Below are 16,310 nucleotides of genomic sequence, written 5' to 3'. Positions count from 1 at the left end.
CCTTCCTACCCCGTCAGCGCGACCTCTCGCAGGAAGGCGAGCAGGTCGTCCGACCTGAAGTGATGCACGGCGAGCCCCGCCGCACGGCCGGCGGCGAGATCCGTTTCCTGATCGCCGACTAGGAAGCTGCGCGCGCGGTCGATGTCCCAATGGGCCATCAGGTCGAGGATCATGCCGGGCTCGGGCTTTCGCCATCCGTGGACCGCTCTGTAGGCCTCGACCGTCCCGTCCGGATGATAGGGGCAGTAGCGGAGATCATCGATATGCGCGCCGGCCTCGCGCAGGTCGTCCCGTATCCAGGCGGTCAGACGGGCGACGTCGGCCTCGGTGTAGAAGCCGCGGGCGACCCCCGCTTGGTTCGTGACGACGAACACGAAGTAGCCGGCCTCATTCAGCGCGCGGACGGCGTCGCGCGCGCCCGCCATCCACTGGAACCGGTCCACGGAACCGACATACCCGTGGTCGTGATTGATAACGCCGTCGCGATCGAGGAAGGCGGCCGGTCTTCTCCGACGGGCCGGGATCTCTTCCTGGGCCCGGGCGTAGCTCTCGGGCACGCCGATATCGAGGAAGTAGCCGTCATGGGCCTCGCCGACCACGCGGCCCTCGGCGACCAGCGCGGGCAGGACGTCCCGTTCCAGTGAGCAGGCTGGTGGCAGGCCGGTGAGTGCATCGCGGCGCACTAGGTAGACGCCGGCGTTGACGAGACCGGGTCCCGGCTCAGGCGGCCGCTCGAGGAAGGCTGTGATCCGGACGCCGTCGAGGAGCGCGACGCCGTAGCGCGCGGCGTCCGGCACCCGGCGGAGCGACAGGACCATCGCCGCATCGGGGTGACGCGCCGCCATGGCGGCCAAGGACAGCAGGTTCACGTCGAACCACGAGTCGCCGTTCAGCAGGAGAAAGGTCGCGTCGGCCTCAGGAAGGGCATGCATGACGGCGCCTCCGGTCCCGGCCTGCTCCGGCTCGACCGAGACCCGCAGCGTCATGCCGAAGCGTCGCGCGACCGGGTTGTCGGCGGCGTAGGCGCGGATCTTCTCGCTGTGGAACGAGGCCAGCAGCACGATCTCGGTGAAGCCGTGGCGGCCGAGCTCGAACAACAGCACGTCCAGGAACGGCTCCCCGGCCACGGGGAGCAGCGGCTTGGGCATCGCCGAGGTCAGCGCGCCGAGGCGCGTGCCGAAGCCGCCGCACAGGATCATGGCTTGCCGGACAAGGCCTCCACCCTTCCGCTCTGGCTCGGTCACAGGCCGCCCCTCACGCTGCCGTCCCGCGCGGGAACAGGCTTTCCTCGACAAGGCCGCAGACGATGTGCGCGGCGGTGATGTGGATCTGCTGAATCAGCGGCGTGGCGACCGTCGGCGCGTGCAGGCAAACATCCGCCCGCTCGGGCATCGCCCCGCCCGTCGCGCCCGTGAAGGCGACGACCCGCAGACCCAGGCCGCGGGCCGCGTCCATCGCCTTCAGCACGCTCGGCGACCGCCCCGACGTGGAGAGCGCGAGCAGGACATCGCCCGGCCGCCCGAGGGCCAGAACCTGCCGCTCGAACACGTGCTCGTAGCCGTAATCGTTGCCGATCGCGGTGATCACCGAGGTGTCGGTGGTCAGCGCCACGGCCGTGGCCGGCGGCCGGTCGTAGTTGAGCCGCGAGACGAACTCGCCCGCGATGTGCTGAGCGTCAGCGGCGCTGCCGCCGTTGCCGATCGTCAGGAGCTTGCCGCCGCCGCGCAGGGACGCGGTCACGAGATCGGCGATCGCGGCGAGGGTCGCGTGGAAGCCGGAATCGTCGAGGGCGGCCTGGAAGGTGTCACGGGTCTGCGTGAGAAAATCGACGATCGCGCTCATGATCACCTCGGTCCGTTCCCGCGCCGGCCGCCGTGTCGGGCCGACCGGCGGCGCGTTCGCTGCAGGCCGCCCATCCCGATCAGACGTTGGCGAACCGCGAGTTGCGGATCATCCGGAAGCCCTTGATCAGCTCCTTGATGCCCCGGTCGAGGTCGAAATCGGGGAACCAGCCGGTCGCCTCCAGCTTCTCGTTGGACACGATGTAGTCGCGCTTGTCCGGGTCCTCGCCGATCGGGGCCTCGACGTAGACGAAGTTCGGAACGTGCGCCTTGATGCGCGCGCAGAGCTCCAGCTTCGACAGGTTGGCGCTCGACAGGCCGAGATTGTACGCCTCGCCGCGCATCCGGTCGAAATTGTCCATCGCGTGGATGAAGCCTTTGGCGACGTCGCGGATGTGGATGTAGTTGCGCTTGAAGTGGCCCTCGAAGACCAGGAGCGCCCGGTCGGTCACGGCCCGGTGGGTGAAGTCGTTGACGAGGAGGTCGAGCCGCATGCGCGGCGCCATGCCGAACACCGTCGCGAGCCGCAGGCTGACGCCGCGCCCGCTGTCGAGCACGGCCTTCTCTGCCTCCACCTTGGTGGTGCCGTAGAGCGAGATCGGCCGCAGGGGCGATTCTTCGGTGCAGAACTTGCCGGCCTCACCGACGCCGTAGCCCGAGTTGGTCGTCGGGTAGACGATCCTCTGCTCGCCGCCCGCGCGCTGCGCCAGCGCCACCACGGCGTCGCGGTTGAGCGTCGTGGCGCCGATCGCGTCCTCCTTGCACAGGGGCGCGCCGACCAGGGCGGCGAGGGGAATCAGCACGTCGTGCTTCGGGATCAGCTCGTCCAGGATGCGCGTGTCGCGCGCGTCACCCTTGATCGGCTCGAACGTGTCGTACTGGCAGGCCGAGAACAGGTCCGGGGCGCCGGACTTGAACGTGTCGAGCACCGTCACGTGATGTCCGCGCTCCAGAAGCATCGGCACCAGGATCGTCCCGATGTAGCCCGCGCCGCCGGTGATAAGAATTCGCATCGTTGCCTCTCGTCGCGATGGGTCCGCGGCCCGGCTGCGGCCGGGCTGGGGCCTGTGAGGACGCCGCTCAGCGCGTCTGGCGATAGATCAGGGTGGACCCGTCGACGTCGATGCCGATCGGAACGACGGAAAGCGGCGCGACCCGCTCGATCAGGGCCGGAAGCCGATCGGGATCGATCAGAGCGAGGAAGAAGCCGCCCCCGCCCGCGCCGCATAGCTTCGCCCCGTAAGCCCCCGACGCGATGATCGCTTCGAACAGATCGTCGAGCACCGCGTTCGAGACCTCATGCGACAGGGTCCGCTTGATGCGCCACGAGGCGGAGAGCATCTCGCCGAGCTGCGCGAGCCAGCCGCTCGTCCCCGCTTCGAGCAGAGAGACGCATTCCTCAACGAGGCGGTAGAGTTCGGACAATTCCTTGTCGATCGCGCGCGCCCTTGTCACCGCGATCTGCGCGGCGACCGTGGTCGTCGCGCGCCGCGCGATGCCTGTATGAACCAGCACCATCGACGCGTTGAGTTGCTGAATCGCGGCAGAACTCATCTGGACGGGCGAGATCCGTATGGCGGAGCCGCTGAAATCGAACCGATTGATCCCGCCGAAGGCGGCGTGGAGCTGGTCCTGCACGCCGACGTTCTCGCGCAGGATCTCGCGCTCGACGTGTATCGCCTTCTTCGCGAGTTCGATCTTCGTAGGTTTCTGATTTTGAATCGCGTATATCGTTCTCAGAAATCCCACGGTGAACGCTGAGGACGAACCGAGACCGCTACCTGCTGCAGGCAAATCGGAGATGATGCTCATATCGAGCCGTCGATTGACGTCGAAATATTTGAGCACCTCTCGCACCACCGGATGCTCAATTTCGTCGATGTGCCCGCAGTGCTCGACGCGGGAGTAGCTCAATCTATAATTGTAATCCTGACACCCTATCAAATCCAGCGCAGCTATGATGATGTACTTATCAATAGCGGCACCAACGACCGCTCCAGGCGCCCGCTCAAAATATTCCGGGTAATCTGTGCCGCCGCCGAACAAGCTTATTCGAAGCGGCGTCCGAGTCACGGTCAACATGGAGGTATTCCGCTGCTCCTATCCGCCCAGGCAGATCTCAGACGCACAGCCCCCACCCGAAAGGCGACAGCGCTCGATCCATCGACCCATATCTCGACTCTATCAACACATTCTTGTGCGCGGGAGACATATTTTAGCGCTCTATCGAATACGGCCTCGCGGCACCTCATATTGTCAAAAACATCCAAAGCACATGTATTGACCTACACACAACGAATATAGGTGGTTCTGGCTTAATTCAGCGACGCACGGAATTCCTCTGAACTGATGACGGTCCCCAGAAGTTGCCTCCGCGAGATCTTTCCCGCATTCAGCTGGGCAGACCAATGCCGCAGCGCATCGTCCTCCGCGTCTCGTCCCAGAACGATACGGTACAGATCCATCACGAACGGCATGGTGTGCTTCCCCGACTGCTGCTGATCGAAGGCACCGGATTGGATGTACTCGACAAGCAGCAGCGAACGGCTTCGCCCGCGCGGCGAACTTGTGATCACGTCGCAGATCGCGCGGCTCAATTGAGGGGGCCACTCGTCGAGGTTCTGGCGCAGAAAGGAGGCCACGTTCCCGATCGCCTCAATCTCATCGACCGCCACGAGGTGCCCCAGTCGCCACGTTTCGGCGACACGCTCCGACAAGGCAATCGTCAAACTGACCACGTTCGAGAGATCGAGACCCTGCGAATGCATCCTGACCACAGCCGAAACTTGGAGGTGAGCTCGTAGGACTCAATGCTGGGATCATGGTTAAGAGAGGGTAAACGGTATTGCGCGGAGGCGCGTGCGGCGCCTTCGTTAAGGATCCCGTGCGCGAGCCCGGCTCCCGTCGCGGGACGTTGTGATGCACGGCGTTTCGCGGCATCAGTGATCGATCCCAACTCAATCGACACTGACGGAACCGCCGTGAGCAGCCTGAGATTCGGTACGAGTGGCTTGAGGGGTCTGGTGACGGACCTCGTCGGAGGGCCGGCCTACGCCTATGCCAGCGCGTTCTTCCGCTCCATGTCGGGCGAAGCCCCCCGGGCAGTCGTGATCGGGCGGGACCTGCGCGACAGTAGCCCGAGCATCGCCGCGACGGTGGCGGATGCCGCTGCGGCAACGGGCTTCACGGCGATCGAATGCGGCGCCCTCCCGACACCGGCCCTCGCCCTCGAGGCGATGCGGCGCGGCGCCTGGGCAGTCATGATCACGGGCAGCCACATCCCGGAGGATCGCAACGGGCTCAAATTCTACCGGCCCGACGGAGAGATCACGAAGGCGGACGAGGCGGCAATCTTGGCCGCTCTGGACCGCGGCGCACACGCCGGCGTGTCGGCGGAACGGACCCCCGCCACACCGGAACCCCGCGCCCTGGGCCGCTACCAGCACCGCTATATCGACGCATTCCCGTCCGAGATGCTGGCAGGCCTGCGCATCGCGGTCTACCAGCAGAGTTCCGTCGCCCGCGATCTCCTGGCCGATCTGCTCACCGGCTTCGGCGCACAGGTCACGACGATCGGCCGGTCCGAGACTTTCGTGCCCATCGACACCGAGGCACATCGGCCCGAGGATATCGCGTTCATTCGTGACGCCATGGCCTCGGGCGATTTCGACGCGCTCGTGACCACCGATGGCGACGCCGACCGGCCTCTCATCGCCGATGAGGCGGGCCGGATCGTGCGTGGCGACGTGCTCGGCCTGATCACGGCACGCTTCCTCGGGGCCGACGCGGTCGTGGTGCCCGTGACGGCCGGTTCGGCGTTGGAGCGTTCCGGCGGCTTCGAGCAGGTCCTGCGCACGAGAGTGGGCTCGCCCTACGTCATCGCCGGCATGGAACAGGCGCGGCGCTCCGGTGCGGCCATCGTGGCGGGCTTCGAGGCGAATGGCGGCTTCCTGCTCGGCTCGGACATCACACGCGACGGCAGGACCCTCCCGGCCCTGCCAACGCGCGATGCCATGCTGCCGATCCTGGCGACACTGGCCGCGACGCGCGCGGCCGGCACCTCGCTGGCCGACCTCGTGACCTCCCTCGATGCGGGGGAGATGGCGAGCGACCGGCTCCCCAACACGCCGTCCGAACGGAGCAGCGCCTTCCTGGGCCGCTTGCGCGAGGAGGCCTTCCGGGTGTCGTTCCTCCGACCGATCGGAGCGCCGGAATCCATCGACGAGCAGGATGGGATCCGGATCGAGTTGGACGGCGGGCGGACGATCCACTTCCGGGCTTCCGGCAACGCGCCGGAGTTGCGCTGCTACGCTGAGGCCAAGTCGGGGACCGAGGCTCAGGATCTCGTGCGATGGGGCCTCGCGGCAGCCGCCACCGCCATGGCCGAAGCGATCTAGAGAACTGGGATTGCCGTGCCATCTCGATAACCGGTCCACCTCGGTGGCTGTGATCACGTAAGGCCGCTGTCGCTTGACGCCGAGGTGTCACCGACCGCGTTCCGAACCCGTCCCCTCCCGGGCCTGTTGAGCTACCGAATGCCGAAGAATCTCGCTCACGACATCGACACGAAGTTCATTCGCCAGATCCAGCAGCAACAGATCGAATTGGCGCTGCTGCGGGCCGAACGCGACAGCGCCGTGCGCGACCGCGATCTGGCCCAGGCGCGGTCCGAAGGCCATACGAAGCTAATCGACGCCTTGTTGGAGAGCCTTCGTCCCTATGGGTTCAGCCGTAAAGGGTTCCTGTCCGCTATTCGTAGGGCGGCCCAGACCATCCCCGATCACGGGGTTGATTCGGTTCAGCACACGGTCCTGTTCGACGGCTCAAATCGGATCCTGCAGACGCGGCACGGCGCCTCGATCCGCCCGTTCCAGACCCGCCCCCATCGATCCCAAGTAACAGGTTGAGCAGAGAGCCATGGATGTCGAGCTCCTGACGGTGTTCAATGCACTGGTCAATCTCAGGGACAATCTGGAAGCGCCGCCGCATATCGTGAGCTCGGAGCTCGATTTCCTGTCCTTCGCGGCAAAGAGAGCGCCCCTTTCCAACGCACAGCTGCTACAGGATCTTTGGGCACTGTACGAATTGAATGAGAAGCGGAACGGATATTTCGTCGAATTTGGCGCCTGCGATGGTATAAGCCTGAGCAACACGCTTCTTCTCGAGAAGGCCTATGGCTGGCAGGGCGCTCTCGCCGAGCCTGCCCGCGCTTGGCATGCGGCATTGTATGATAACCGAAACTGCTACATCACTGACAAGTGCGTTCACAAGAGCAATGGCGTCGAAGTCCTGTTCAATGAGGTTGATATCGGCGAGCTGTCCGGAATGGATGAATTCGCAGCAGGCGATTTTCATTCTCAGTTCCGCCAAGATAAACGACAATACCCAGTCCAAACGATCTCGCTCGACCGTTTTCTCTCCGAGGCACGGGCGCCGAAGCGGATCGACTATATGAGTATCGATGTGGAGGGCGGCGAATTCGACGTCCTGAAGAGCTTCGATTTTACGTGCTACGACATCGCACTAATCAGCGTCGAACATAATTTCTCTGATAGCCGCGATAAGATATATGATCTTCTGACTGGACTTGGCTATCGCCGACGGTTCCGGCAACTCTCCCTGTTCGATGATTGGTACGTCCGACCTGATCTCGTTGCGACAGCGATCTGACGGAGCCGGCCATGTCAGCACAGACCGCGATCGAGATCCTCGACTCAATGTTCGATCTGTTCAAGCAGATGGGGAGCGGGATCGCCCTCGACTTGCACTGGCTAGAGATCGTACAACGCCTTCACCGTGTCCGCGCCGAAGCGATGTGGTCGGGCGATTTGGATTTTGTCGCCACGAAGTTGAAGGCTCAAGCCGCCTATTATGCGGGGGCCTACAGGCAGCCCGATGGGTCCGAGCAGGTGCGGCGCCTCAACGCCGAGAGGCTCGAGGAGGTTGTCAAATGTTACTCGATCTTACGCGCGCACCTTGAGCAACAAATCTCTCGGGGCTAGCGTTTGCGCACCGCCAGAATTGAAACGAAAGCGCGATTGGATACAAAGCGATCAAATCGAGGTATTTTTAATGAGACACCACATGTTGAGCAGGGTGGCACAACAGAAATTCACACACCAAATTTACAACGGCCGCTCAATACAAAATAGTGCAGCCCGGCGGCTTTAGTAAGTCACTCCTTGACCGCAAATATATATAATTTTTTACCCGATCCATCAATTTAATATGGTCATATATCGATGCATAGGCAGAACTCGGCAGGCCTTAGATCGATCGCAAAACTAATCTCAGCTCCGCGGCTCTGAACGCTGTCGGGCTGGCGGACTGTTCGGTGGAGTAGGCAGGCTTGTACATGGGTCCGTGGAAGAGCGATTAGAAAATTAGCCTCGTCCATTATCAAAAGCGTCTCCGCAAGGCTGCAGGCCGACGCGGAGCGCTCTTTAATCGATTGCGCGATCGAAAGTGGGTACATCACCTCCAAAATCTCAGCACGCACGAGAGCGACGCAATCGAAGACGGATATTTCAGCATCGCTCGCCGGCCACAAAGCATTTTCCAGCGCACAGATCCTGTCTTACGCAAGGGAGCGCTCGAGCTTCAGCCTAAACGCGAGGCTGCATGGTTTGCATTCTACGGCAGACAAGATAATCTGACTGACTTCATCGGGCTTTTTCTAGTCACTATAGCCGTAAATTCGACTTATCCCGCGATATGATCGAAGCGCATCCCACATCGACACCAATACCTAACTTAAAATTGGCCCATGGAAGGATACCAAGTATGGAGGCTATTTCTGTCCTCCCTGGCTTGAGCCGTCCTTGCCTGGATGTATTCAAGGACCATCATCAATCCGGCAGGCAGACCCGGGCTCATTGCCTTCCACAACGCGGATTTTTCGGCGTCATCAAGGCTGGTGTCGTGAATGAGAAGTAGTTCGCCGCTCTCTGCACAAGGCTCGACGGCGACGATCCTACCATCGGTCAGGGCCTCGATCCCGATCGCGATAGCGTTGAGGGCGTCATCAACCTTAACTCGGGCCTCCGCCATCACCTTTTTTCTTTCGTCTGCCAGCCTAGCCTTGAGCTGAGCGGTTTTGTCCTCCGCAATTGCTAGCCGTCGATTGCGGGCATCCAGAACAGCCCGTTCTTTAGCGAGATCCCGCGCCGCCCTGGCTCTGGCCTCGTCGCGAGCCGCATCTACCAGCCGGCCGTAACGCTCTGGATCGAGGTGCTCGGCGGGCTGATCGACCTTGCGCGTGCCGCGACGAAGCGTGCGATCCAGAGTCTTGGCGGCGTGAGCTGACCATGAAGTCTGAAGCGCGCCGAACGCGGTTGGGTCCTTAGGATGTAGAACACGGTGCGCTTCGAGTGCGGCCGTCACCGACACGATGGTGACATCATCTTTGAACCGATTTAGCTTTGCAGCGCGGGTCGGCGCGGCCACGATGTCCACGACCCCGCCGCCCTTCTCATCGAGATCCTGCCGCCAGGCCACGACGCAGGGCCTCCCCCCGCCAAGTGCTCGCTGGACCCAGTCCACAGCTTGTTGAGCCAACTGGACGTTCCGCGTATTTTGGGGATCGTGCAATTCGCCGACTTCAGTGATCCAGCCGGGGCTGACGCTCACGAGGACGTGGAGGCCGATCGGCGCGCGTCCGTATAGTCGGGCACCGTTTGCTTTGAGGAAGCCATCGAGCGCCTTTGAGAGATCCAGCGGGTTCTCCGCATAGTCCGATCCCGAGCGGTTGAGCGGCGTTCGAGCCGGGTCCACACGCGCCTTGCTGCTGGGATCAAGCCGCAGACCGTGCGATGCGATGCGGGCTAGCTCGCTGCGGTCTCTGATACGTTCGACACGGACACACGTGAAATGTGTCATGGTTCTCGCGCCCCCTGGCGTGTTCGTTTCTCTAGCTTGGCCAAGTGCGACGAAAATCGCGATGGTCCCTGATGAGCCGTAACCTCAAGGGTCGGCGTCGGACCTCGTTCATGAGTGCCTCATGGTTGGAGGTATCGGTGCCAGGCAAAATCTCGCGTCCAATGCGAAGTGAAAAAAATTTTCCAGTTCCGAGCGGGTTCAGGGATAGGTCCAGGACCCACTAGGGGACCTAGTTAAGCGCCATGTCCGAGGTCACGCCGATCTAAATTTTTCGCTTCCGATTTTCATCACCCTCAGTGCCTATCCTCCCGGCATACCGCGAGGTCCTAACCATGGCTGCCGGAACCTTCGATTTGAAACGCTTCTTCGTTGCGAAGGCAGCGGCGTTGCAGGAGGTTCCCCGGATCCTGAGTCCACGTGGAGAGGGCGCCCAAGCTTCGATCACCATCCTTGGCGACCCCATTGGATATGCCGCTGATCTCGACGCGCGGGTCCATGAGGCTCGGACCGTGACCACGAATGGCGTCGTGAAGCGATTGCCGGCCCACATGAAGGTCGCAACTTTCGATATCGGGCCGGCGCTCGACGCCAGCACGGGAGGCGAACTGACGCCATCCACGATCCGCGCCTCGATCCTGGCACAACACGGGGAAGCCGCCTGCGCAGCGGTCCTCCACCGTGATGGGCCGGAACCTATCGTCGTGGTCATGCTCGAACCTGACGATCAACAGTTCCGTGCAGACGAGCATTCGATCCCTTGTGGCGCGAAACTTCCGTAAAGGTCGGTGTTTCCGGCGGCGCAGTTTCGCCACATGGCGACGTGGGGGAAAAAGTGTCTCGAGGGAGGCACCGAGAGAGCTCAAACGAATCTGAAGAAGAAATCTCGATATCAATTGCAATCGTCAACATTAACGATAATTCAACAGAAATAGATACAAGTTACTATCTCGATGGTTGCGCAAGCAATTCGCAACCTCTTCGGCACCGGAGAATACACGATCATTGCAAAGTCACGGCTCATGCGAGTTACAGAATAGCATCGGAGAGCGCTATATCCTCTCCCGCAATCAATCATTTTAGTCTACTGTCGCACAGCGAGAGTTTCGCGCGCGTTGACAACAGCCTCGACCAAGCGAATCAGTCGCCTGACCGAGCCGCCTCGCCAGGATCGTCGAAGCAACGCGATCTCCTCGCCGTCGAGCGGCGCAATGAAGGCGGGAGCGAGCTCGTGATCGGCCGCGATTCCTGCCATGACCGGTTCGAGCAGAGCATCGAGATCTGCGTGGCTCGGGGCCGGCATTTCCAACACGCGCAGGCGATCGAGCAGAGGGGCAGGCAAGTTGCCGATCTCATTACCAGTGGCCAGCCACGAGACGCGGCTGATATCAATCTCCGTCTGGAAACAAGGGTCTTGGTAGGTTCGGGCGGTCTCCGGTTCGAGCATCGAAAGCAGGGCATCCCAGAGCCTACCGTGATCCGAACGGGTCGCGGATTTCTCCAATTCATCGATCTGCATCAGCGGGTTAGCACTACCGGTCCGAGCTACCGCCATGATCGGATGCGCCGGTTCCGATGTCGCCCAACGGCGGTCGAGGCCACCCAGCGATGCGCCGGCGTCGCGCGTCGCATCGACTCGCCACAACCCCAGCCCGAGATGGAAGGCAATCCTGGCGATGAGGCGGGTCTTGCCGGCTCCCGGCGGGCCGATCAGCAAGGTCGGCCGGAACGTGGTGTACTCACGTCCGATCAGGTCCGCCAGAAGCCTGTCGATCGTAACCTGAGCGTAAGGAAATTCGAAGACGAGCCGCGTGCGCACGGCTGCGAGATCCGGCACGGCGACCAGCGGGAGCGGCTTGCCGATGATGTGCTCATAGCCGCGGGCGATGGAGCGGCCGCGGTCGCTCCCGGTCACCTGGATTGCCGGAACGACGAGGACGTGGCCTTTGGGCACTTCCGCGGGTGGGGCATCGGCAACCGCCAGCTGTGGCGTGCTGTCGACGGTTGCCGCCTTCTCGCGCCGGCGCGCCTCGCTTTTTTCGACGAGTTTAGCCTCGATCTTCTTCCATCTGCGCCGCTCCCGCGTCGCCGCGCTGTCTGCGACGGGTCGTGTCAAGACCTCCCCAACGGGCACGAGCGCGTGGACGAGTGCCACGTCACTGGCGAAGGCATCATCGGCGCCACAGGCCAAGGTGGCAGCAGCAGCGATGGCGCTGCTCGTCTGCTCGGAGAACGTCAGAAGCGCGTCCGAGAGCGCGTCGTGCCAAGCTGCCTGCAGGGCGACAGCGAGATCGGTGGCCCCGGTGCTATCCGACTCGGTGCCCTGTTCGGCGACGCGTCCGATACAGAGGCGCGTCTGCGTCTCGGCCAGGGCCGCGAGCCCTTTCCGGAGGTCGAGAACAGCTTCGCGTTCCAGCCAGAGGGGCTGGGCCAAGCGCGCCGCAGCTCTGCGATCATCGCCGGCGCAAGAAAGCAGCGTCACGACATCGGCCAACGCCCGCGCCACCGGCTGATCGTGCTCCACACCCCACACGTCGAGGAACCGGATCAAAGCGGATCGTCGGGCGATCCATCGACGGTCGCGCCACAAGTCACCCTCGGAAGAGGCAGCCGCGATCCAGGCGGAGACCAGCGCCTCGGCATCCGGGGCAAGGGTGGTGATCTCGAGGGCGAGTTCGGAGCAAGCAGAAGCCACGCGCAGATCCTGAGCGAGGCAGGCGCGCAGGCGGCGTGGAAGCATCGGCTCGAGCAGGCGACGTGCCGCCTCGGGGTCGATCTGCAGGGCAGGCGGGGTCGAAGAGAACGCCATCGGCTTCCTCCCTTTCAGCGTGCGACGCAGACGCGGCCGGCACCGCGGCGCGGAACGGAGCACCAAGCGTGGGCAAGGCAGAGCACCTCGAGATCAGCCCGGCGTCGAGCTCGCCGCCCGAGCACGTGCACGAGCAGATCGATGCAGGAGCCGTCACCCCGCGCTGCGCACAGACAGATCGCCGACATCGCCGGATCGAGGCGCCCAGGAGAGGCGACGGCCTCGGCAAGGATGCTGAGAGCGATATGGGTCGCAGCCGCCGGATCGCCCCGGCAAGCAGCGGACCAGTGAGGGGACGGTAGGGGCTGCGCGGCATTCAGGGCAGCGGACAGGCGACGCTGCGCCGCCATATCGAGGGCCTCAGGGGCGAGGACGCGCCACCAGGACAGGGGCAGCGAGAGGTTGGCTGCGTCAGTTGTGCCGGAGAAGTTGGGAGCAGGGTCACGGGCGAGTGTCATTGAGGCAGACTTGGAGAGCACGCCGGCGCGCAGGCGCACGGTGCGGGATCGATGGCGAGCGGGATGGACGCATCAGGTCGCGGCCGCGACCCAATGCCAGCGTGTTGCGATCAGGGCGCGAGCAGCCCGGGCGAGTGCGGGTGTTTGACGTTCTCAGGACCGGCGAGGCTCGCCAACGCCATCGTCAGCAGGTCCGGCACGGCCGCGCGCAATCGAGCTTGAAGCGCCGCCGTCACGGTCTCGAGCGCTGCCAAGACCGGGGTCGCGAACAGCTGATCTATAGCCGGTCCGCTCACAGTAAGGTCATCGCTGTACCCGGCCCGTCCATAGACATCGATCAGCACCGCGCGGATCTGCGCGACCTCATAGCCGAGTGAGGTCAGAAACGAGCGGCCCTGGACCTGCGCGCACCGCAACACCCATTCAACTTGGTGAATTTTCCTGGCCTCGTTTTTTCCGGAGCCTCTTTTGACCTCGGCGATGATGGCTCGACTCTTTTTCCGGTCGACCACGATTAGGTCGAGGAATACCGACTGTGCGACGGCGCCCGCGAGTTCGATTGAGGTCTGGTTGAGCTGGGCGACGCTGCTGGCGCGGACGAGTTCCTGGGTCGGCACGGTGATCGGCATCGCGACGTTGCGCAGCACAATGTAGCGCCCGCTTCGCTCCAGGACGTCAGTGATGGCCGCCTCGATGAGGCCCCCGTGCCTCTTGACCATGGAGGCCAGCACGGAGCCGAGTTGCGACAAGCCTGGTCCGAGCAGGGGATCGGGCACGAAGGTCGCCCGGAACGCGCCGTCGAGCGCTGCTTCGGCCGCGGCCATCAGTTCGGGTGCGCAGATCTGCGGGATCACGGGCTGGACGTGGCCGCAGCCGAGGGCCGCGGCGCTCCCGAGCGGCACGGTGATCCGGCTGGGCGTCGCGGATCCAGGCTGCCTACGCGCGGCCAACCGCTGTCGGCCGCCGCGTTGGGCGGCGGGGTGGGGAACGATCGTCATGGATTTTTTCCGACCAGGGACACCAACCCGCCCCCCCATACCAAACGGTAGGGCGACAGACGGGCTCGGTTCCGCGGCTTCAGGCCTGCGGCGACGACGGCGTCAGGATTTCGGGATAGCGAGGAGACGCTGAGGCACGGCGTATCGCGTGCGAGCGCACCTTCAGGCGATCAGGCGGGTTGCCGGGACGGGCGCTTGGCGCTGCCCAGAAATCATGCATCGGGCCAGTTTCGTCGGCGTGATAACGCCGGTAGTGAAGGTCTCAGCCATGGTCGGTATCCTCTTACGATACGGATCGTGGTCAGGCCGGCACTTGGTGCTGCTAACACCGGTGCCGGCCGCTCTCTGCTAAAGAGCGGCGCGGCATGTGCGTGTGGTCTGCCAGGGACGAACGTGGCGCGGATCGGGATCTTTGAGAAGACCACAACGGCGGCGATATGTTCTTGAGGCGGCCCTTCCTGTCGCGATCGTTAACGGAAGCCTGGCGCCCCTTTCCTTGTTGCAGGTCTGCGCTCCACATCGCATGATCGACTAACGGCTGGATGGCAGGTTGTCGCCAGCAAATTTTGCATACTGCGCTGATCTCACCGATTGGTATAGATCAACGCGGCGACATTTGCCTGTGTGATTACGTCAGAGATACAGCGGATTTTATGCTGGATCGCCGCAGAATTATTGTGAGCGGGTATGTGGCGGACCTCTAAGTACAACCGCGTTGAGGAAATGCACGTGTTTCGGTCAGGGCGGAGCGGCTACGTGCCCATCGGCCTCTTGATCTTCGAGGGTGGCTCCTCAAGGCGCATCGGTCGTTTTGCCTATAGCTCCGACTATCTAGCTGCAGAAGGACGTAGGCCAATCGACCCCATTGGCCTGCCGCTCGGAAACAAGTGGCGGCCAGCGGCTCCGGGAGAGGTTCATCTGGCCTTTCACGATGCAGGCCCTGACGGCTGGGGCAAGGGAATCCTGACCCACGCATATCCGGAACTGGAACTCGGCATGCCGGAGTTTCTGGCTTTGGGCGGCCCGTCGCGTACGGGCGATCTGGCCTTCGGCTCAACGCCGGAGGCTCCTGAAAGGTGGACACCCAGAACGGACGCGGCGCCTGAGTTAGTTCAAAGCGAGGGCGTTCTCGAAGAAATGCTCATCGCAGCAGAAAACTATGAAGGCGGCGAAGCGTCAGCGGATCAACTCGCCAAGCTACTCATGCATAGCTCAAACATTGGAGGAGCTCGACCGAAGGCCCGCATTTGGATTTCAGACAAGGAATGGATCGCAAAATTCTCCACATGGGACGATAGGTTCGACAATCCCAGGGCTGAAGCGGTTTGTCTGGATTTTGCTGAGGCCGCAGGACTTCGAGTCCCAGAGCGCAAACTGCATGTCGTCAACGGTCGGTCGGTTCTCTTGATATCGCGCTTCGACCGATCCTCGGACGGGGCTCGTTTGTCTTACCTCAGCGCTGGCACTTTGCTGGGTGAACCCGCCTTTGGATATGCCACAAACAAGACCTATCTCGACATCGCATCAGCCGCGCGCCGGATCGGTGTTCAGGCGCCGGCACGTGAGATGTTCCGCAGGCTCCTGGTTAACGCCTATCTGCGGAACACAGATGATCATTTGCGCAACCACGCCTTCATCAATGATGGGACCGGCTGGAGTCTTTCACCGGTGTTCGATGTTGTCCCGCATCCTTCAGGCACCAAGCATGTCTGCGCCCCAGCTCCCGGTATGAGCCGGGAGTGCAACCTGAGCATCGCATTCGCGGGCTACCCCAAATTTGGCCTCTCCGCTACCGAAGCCACATCGATTCTCGATGAAGTTGATGAAGCCACCTCACGCATCGGGAGTTTTTTCGACGCCCGAGGCGTGTCGCGTCAGGACCGGGAAATGCTATTGGCATGCTTCGGCTTGCTGCCTGGCCCCATCACGTCTTAGCGAATCTTCGCAGCGGCGAATCATTGAAACTATATTAAAAATGAGCTCATTCAACGGAATGCTTAATACCTTGAGAGGTAAAATGTTGTACCAAACTGGACGTGCCGCAAAGTATTAGAGCCCGATTTATACATCTATCGAAATTTCAAATCTCAATAATTAGGTCCGTTATAAATATGCCTGGATATGCTTGCGAAGCGGCACGTCGTGCTTTCGAACCACACATCCCTAATCAGAAGTTTTCTTGCGACTAGAAATCTCAGCCGTCCGAACCTACAAATAATAAATTCGACAGGGCCGTAAGCAAACGTGCAAATTTTCTAAATGATATCATTGACCCGCAACGGCCCACAAATTGGTCATCGCGCGATCCATAAGTTCAATGGAACCGCGA

At 62.4% G+C, this 16,310-nt stretch carries 14 protein-coding genes; 6 read left to right on the top strand and 8 right to left on the bottom strand.

The genetic code is table 11. The annotated features are described in order from the left end of the window. Nucleotides 1-5: 5 nt before the first annotated feature. The 5 genes from MOTC310_RS23685 to MOTC310_RS23665 all read right to left on the bottom strand — a co-directional run bounded on the left by MOTC310_RS23685 (nt 6) and on the right by MOTC310_RS23665 (nt 4,609). A complete protein-coding gene (locus MOTC310_RS23685; RefSeq protein ID WP_331303518.1) occupies nt 6-1,244 on the bottom strand; it encodes an HAD-IIIA family hydrolase in 1,239 nt (412 codons plus the stop codon). Nucleotides 1,245-1,254: 10 nt separating this feature from the next. Then, the gene (locus MOTC310_RS23680) at nt 1,255-1,842 is read right to left on the bottom strand and encodes a D-sedoheptulose 7-phosphate isomerase (RefSeq protein WP_331303517.1); all 588 of its coding nucleotides are present in this window, start codon (nt 1,840-1,842) and stop codon (nt 1,255-1,257) included. Nucleotides 1,843-1,921: 79 nt separating this feature from the next. After that, nucleotides 1,922-2,854 (bottom strand): NAD-dependent epimerase/dehydratase family protein, encoded by a 933-nt coding sequence (locus MOTC310_RS23675; protein WP_058607231.1) that lies wholly within the window; start codon nt 2,852-2,854, stop codon nt 1,922-1,924. A gap of 67 nt (nt 2,855-2,921) precedes the next feature. Beyond that, nucleotides 2,922-3,923: a GHMP family kinase ATP-binding protein gene (locus MOTC310_RS23670; protein ID WP_331303516.1), complete on the bottom strand. Its 1,002-nt coding sequence runs from the start codon at nt 3,921-3,923 to the stop codon at nt 2,922-2,924. Between the two features lie 233 nt (nt 3,924-4,156). Then, nucleotides 4,157-4,609: a DUF4214 domain-containing protein gene (locus MOTC310_RS23665; protein WP_331303515.1), complete on the bottom strand. Its 453-nt coding sequence runs from the start codon at nt 4,607-4,609 to the stop codon at nt 4,157-4,159. Between the two features lie 213 nt (nt 4,610-4,822). On the opposite strand from MOTC310_RS23665, the gene MOTC310_RS23660 reads away from it, so the two are divergent. From MOTC310_RS23660 to MOTC310_RS23645, 4 genes are all read left to right on the top strand, one after another. Beyond that, a complete protein-coding gene (locus tag MOTC310_RS23660; RefSeq protein ID WP_331303533.1) occupies nt 4,823-6,238 on the top strand; it encodes a phosphomannomutase in 1,416 nt (471 codons plus the stop codon). Between the two features lie 138 nt (nt 6,239-6,376). Next, a complete protein-coding gene (locus tag MOTC310_RS23655) occupies nt 6,377-6,748 on the top strand; it encodes a hypothetical protein (protein WP_331303514.1) in 372 nt (123 codons plus the stop codon). A gap of 10 nt (nt 6,749-6,758) precedes the next feature. Beyond that, entirely contained in the window at nt 6,759-7,511 is a 753-nt protein-coding gene (locus MOTC310_RS23650) for an FkbM family methyltransferase (RefSeq protein WP_331303513.1), read from the top strand. An 11-nt stretch (nt 7,512-7,522) separates the two neighbouring features. Further along, nucleotides 7,523-7,843, top strand: a complete 321-nt coding sequence (locus MOTC310_RS23645) for a hypothetical protein (protein WP_331303512.1) — start codon at nt 7,523-7,525, stop codon at nt 7,841-7,843. Nucleotides 7,844-8,594: 751 nt separating this feature from the next. Here the strand turns inward: MOTC310_RS23645 and MOTC310_RS23640 are convergent. Beyond that, the gene (locus tag MOTC310_RS23640) at nt 8,595-9,719 is read right to left on the bottom strand and encodes a plasmid recombination protein (RefSeq protein WP_331303511.1); all 1,125 of its coding nucleotides are present in this window, start codon (nt 9,717-9,719) and stop codon (nt 8,595-8,597) included. 332 nt (nt 9,720-10,051) lie between these two features. Here MOTC310_RS23640 and MOTC310_RS23635 point away from each other — a divergent pair, with 332 nt between their 5' ends. Then, on the top strand, nt 10,052-10,498 hold the full coding sequence (locus MOTC310_RS23635; RefSeq protein WP_331303510.1) for a hypothetical protein: 447 nt from the start codon (nt 10,052-10,054) through the stop codon (nt 10,496-10,498). Between the two features lie 302 nt (nt 10,499-10,800). Here the strand turns inward: MOTC310_RS23635 and MOTC310_RS23630 are convergent, their stop codons facing one another. Both MOTC310_RS23630 and MOTC310_RS23625 read right to left on the bottom strand, forming a co-directional pair. Then, nucleotides 10,801-12,525, bottom strand: coding sequence for an AAA family ATPase (locus tag MOTC310_RS23630; protein WP_331303509.1), 1,725 nt, complete (start codon nt 12,523-12,525; stop codon nt 10,801-10,803). Between the two features lie 568 nt (nt 12,526-13,093). Further along, entirely contained in the window at nt 13,094-13,981 is an 888-nt protein-coding gene (locus tag MOTC310_RS23625) for a hypothetical protein (RefSeq protein WP_331303508.1), read from the bottom strand. Between the two features lie 756 nt (nt 13,982-14,737). Here MOTC310_RS23625 and MOTC310_RS23620 point away from each other — a divergent pair. Further along, on the top strand, nt 14,738-15,916 hold the full coding sequence (locus tag MOTC310_RS23620) for a type II toxin-antitoxin system HipA family toxin (RefSeq protein ID WP_331303507.1): 1,179 nt from the start codon (nt 14,738-14,740) through the stop codon (nt 15,914-15,916). The last annotated feature ends 394 nt before the right edge of the window (nt 15,917-16,310 follow it).

Source organism: Methylobacterium oryzae (genome assembly GCF_036441375.1).
In the GTDB taxonomy this organism is placed as follows: Bacteria; Pseudomonadota; Alphaproteobacteria; order Rhizobiales; family Beijerinckiaceae; genus Methylobacterium; species Methylobacterium oryzae_A.
The sequence above is the reverse complement of the archived record's forward strand: the minus strand, read 5'-3'. Positions and strand labels throughout refer to the sequence as shown.

Bases quoted from the DNA above. Each gene is read 5' to 3' on its own strand.
- MOTC310_RS23680 (WP_331303517.1), bottom strand. From the start codon at position 1,842: ATGAGCGCGATCGTCGATTTTCTCACGCAGACCCGTGACACCTTCCAG.
- MOTC310_RS23675 (WP_058607231.1), bottom strand. From the start codon at position 2,854: ATGCGAATTCTTATCACCGGCGGCGCGGGCTACATCGGGACGATCCTG.
- MOTC310_RS23670 (WP_331303516.1), bottom strand. From the start codon at position 3,923: ATGTTGACCGTGACTCGGACGCCGCTTCGAATAAGCTTGTTCGGCGGC.
- MOTC310_RS23665 (WP_331303515.1), bottom strand. From the start codon at position 4,609: ATGCATTCGCAGGGTCTCGATCTCTCGAACGTGGTCAGTTTGACGATT.
- MOTC310_RS23655 (WP_331303514.1), top strand. From the start codon at position 6,377: ATGCCGAAGAATCTCGCTCACGACATCGACACGAAGTTCATTCGCCAG.
- MOTC310_RS23650 (WP_331303513.1), top strand. From the start codon at position 6,759: ATGGATGTCGAGCTCCTGACGGTGTTCAATGCACTGGTCAATCTCAGG.
- MOTC310_RS23645 (WP_331303512.1), top strand. From the start codon at position 7,523: ATGTCAGCACAGACCGCGATCGAGATCCTCGACTCAATGTTCGATCTG.
- MOTC310_RS23640 (WP_331303511.1), bottom strand. From the start codon at position 9,719: ATGACACATTTCACGTGTGTCCGTGTCGAACGTATCAGAGACCGCAGC.
- MOTC310_RS23635 (WP_331303510.1), top strand. From the start codon at position 10,052: ATGGCTGCCGGAACCTTCGATTTGAAACGCTTCTTCGTTGCGAAGGCA.
- MOTC310_RS23630 (WP_331303509.1), bottom strand. From the start codon at position 12,525: ATGGCGTTCTCTTCGACCCCGCCTGCCCTGCAGATCGACCCCGAGGCG.
- MOTC310_RS23625 (WP_331303508.1), bottom strand. From the start codon at position 13,981: ATGACGATCGTTCCCCACCCCGCCGCCCAACGCGGCGGCCGACAGCGG.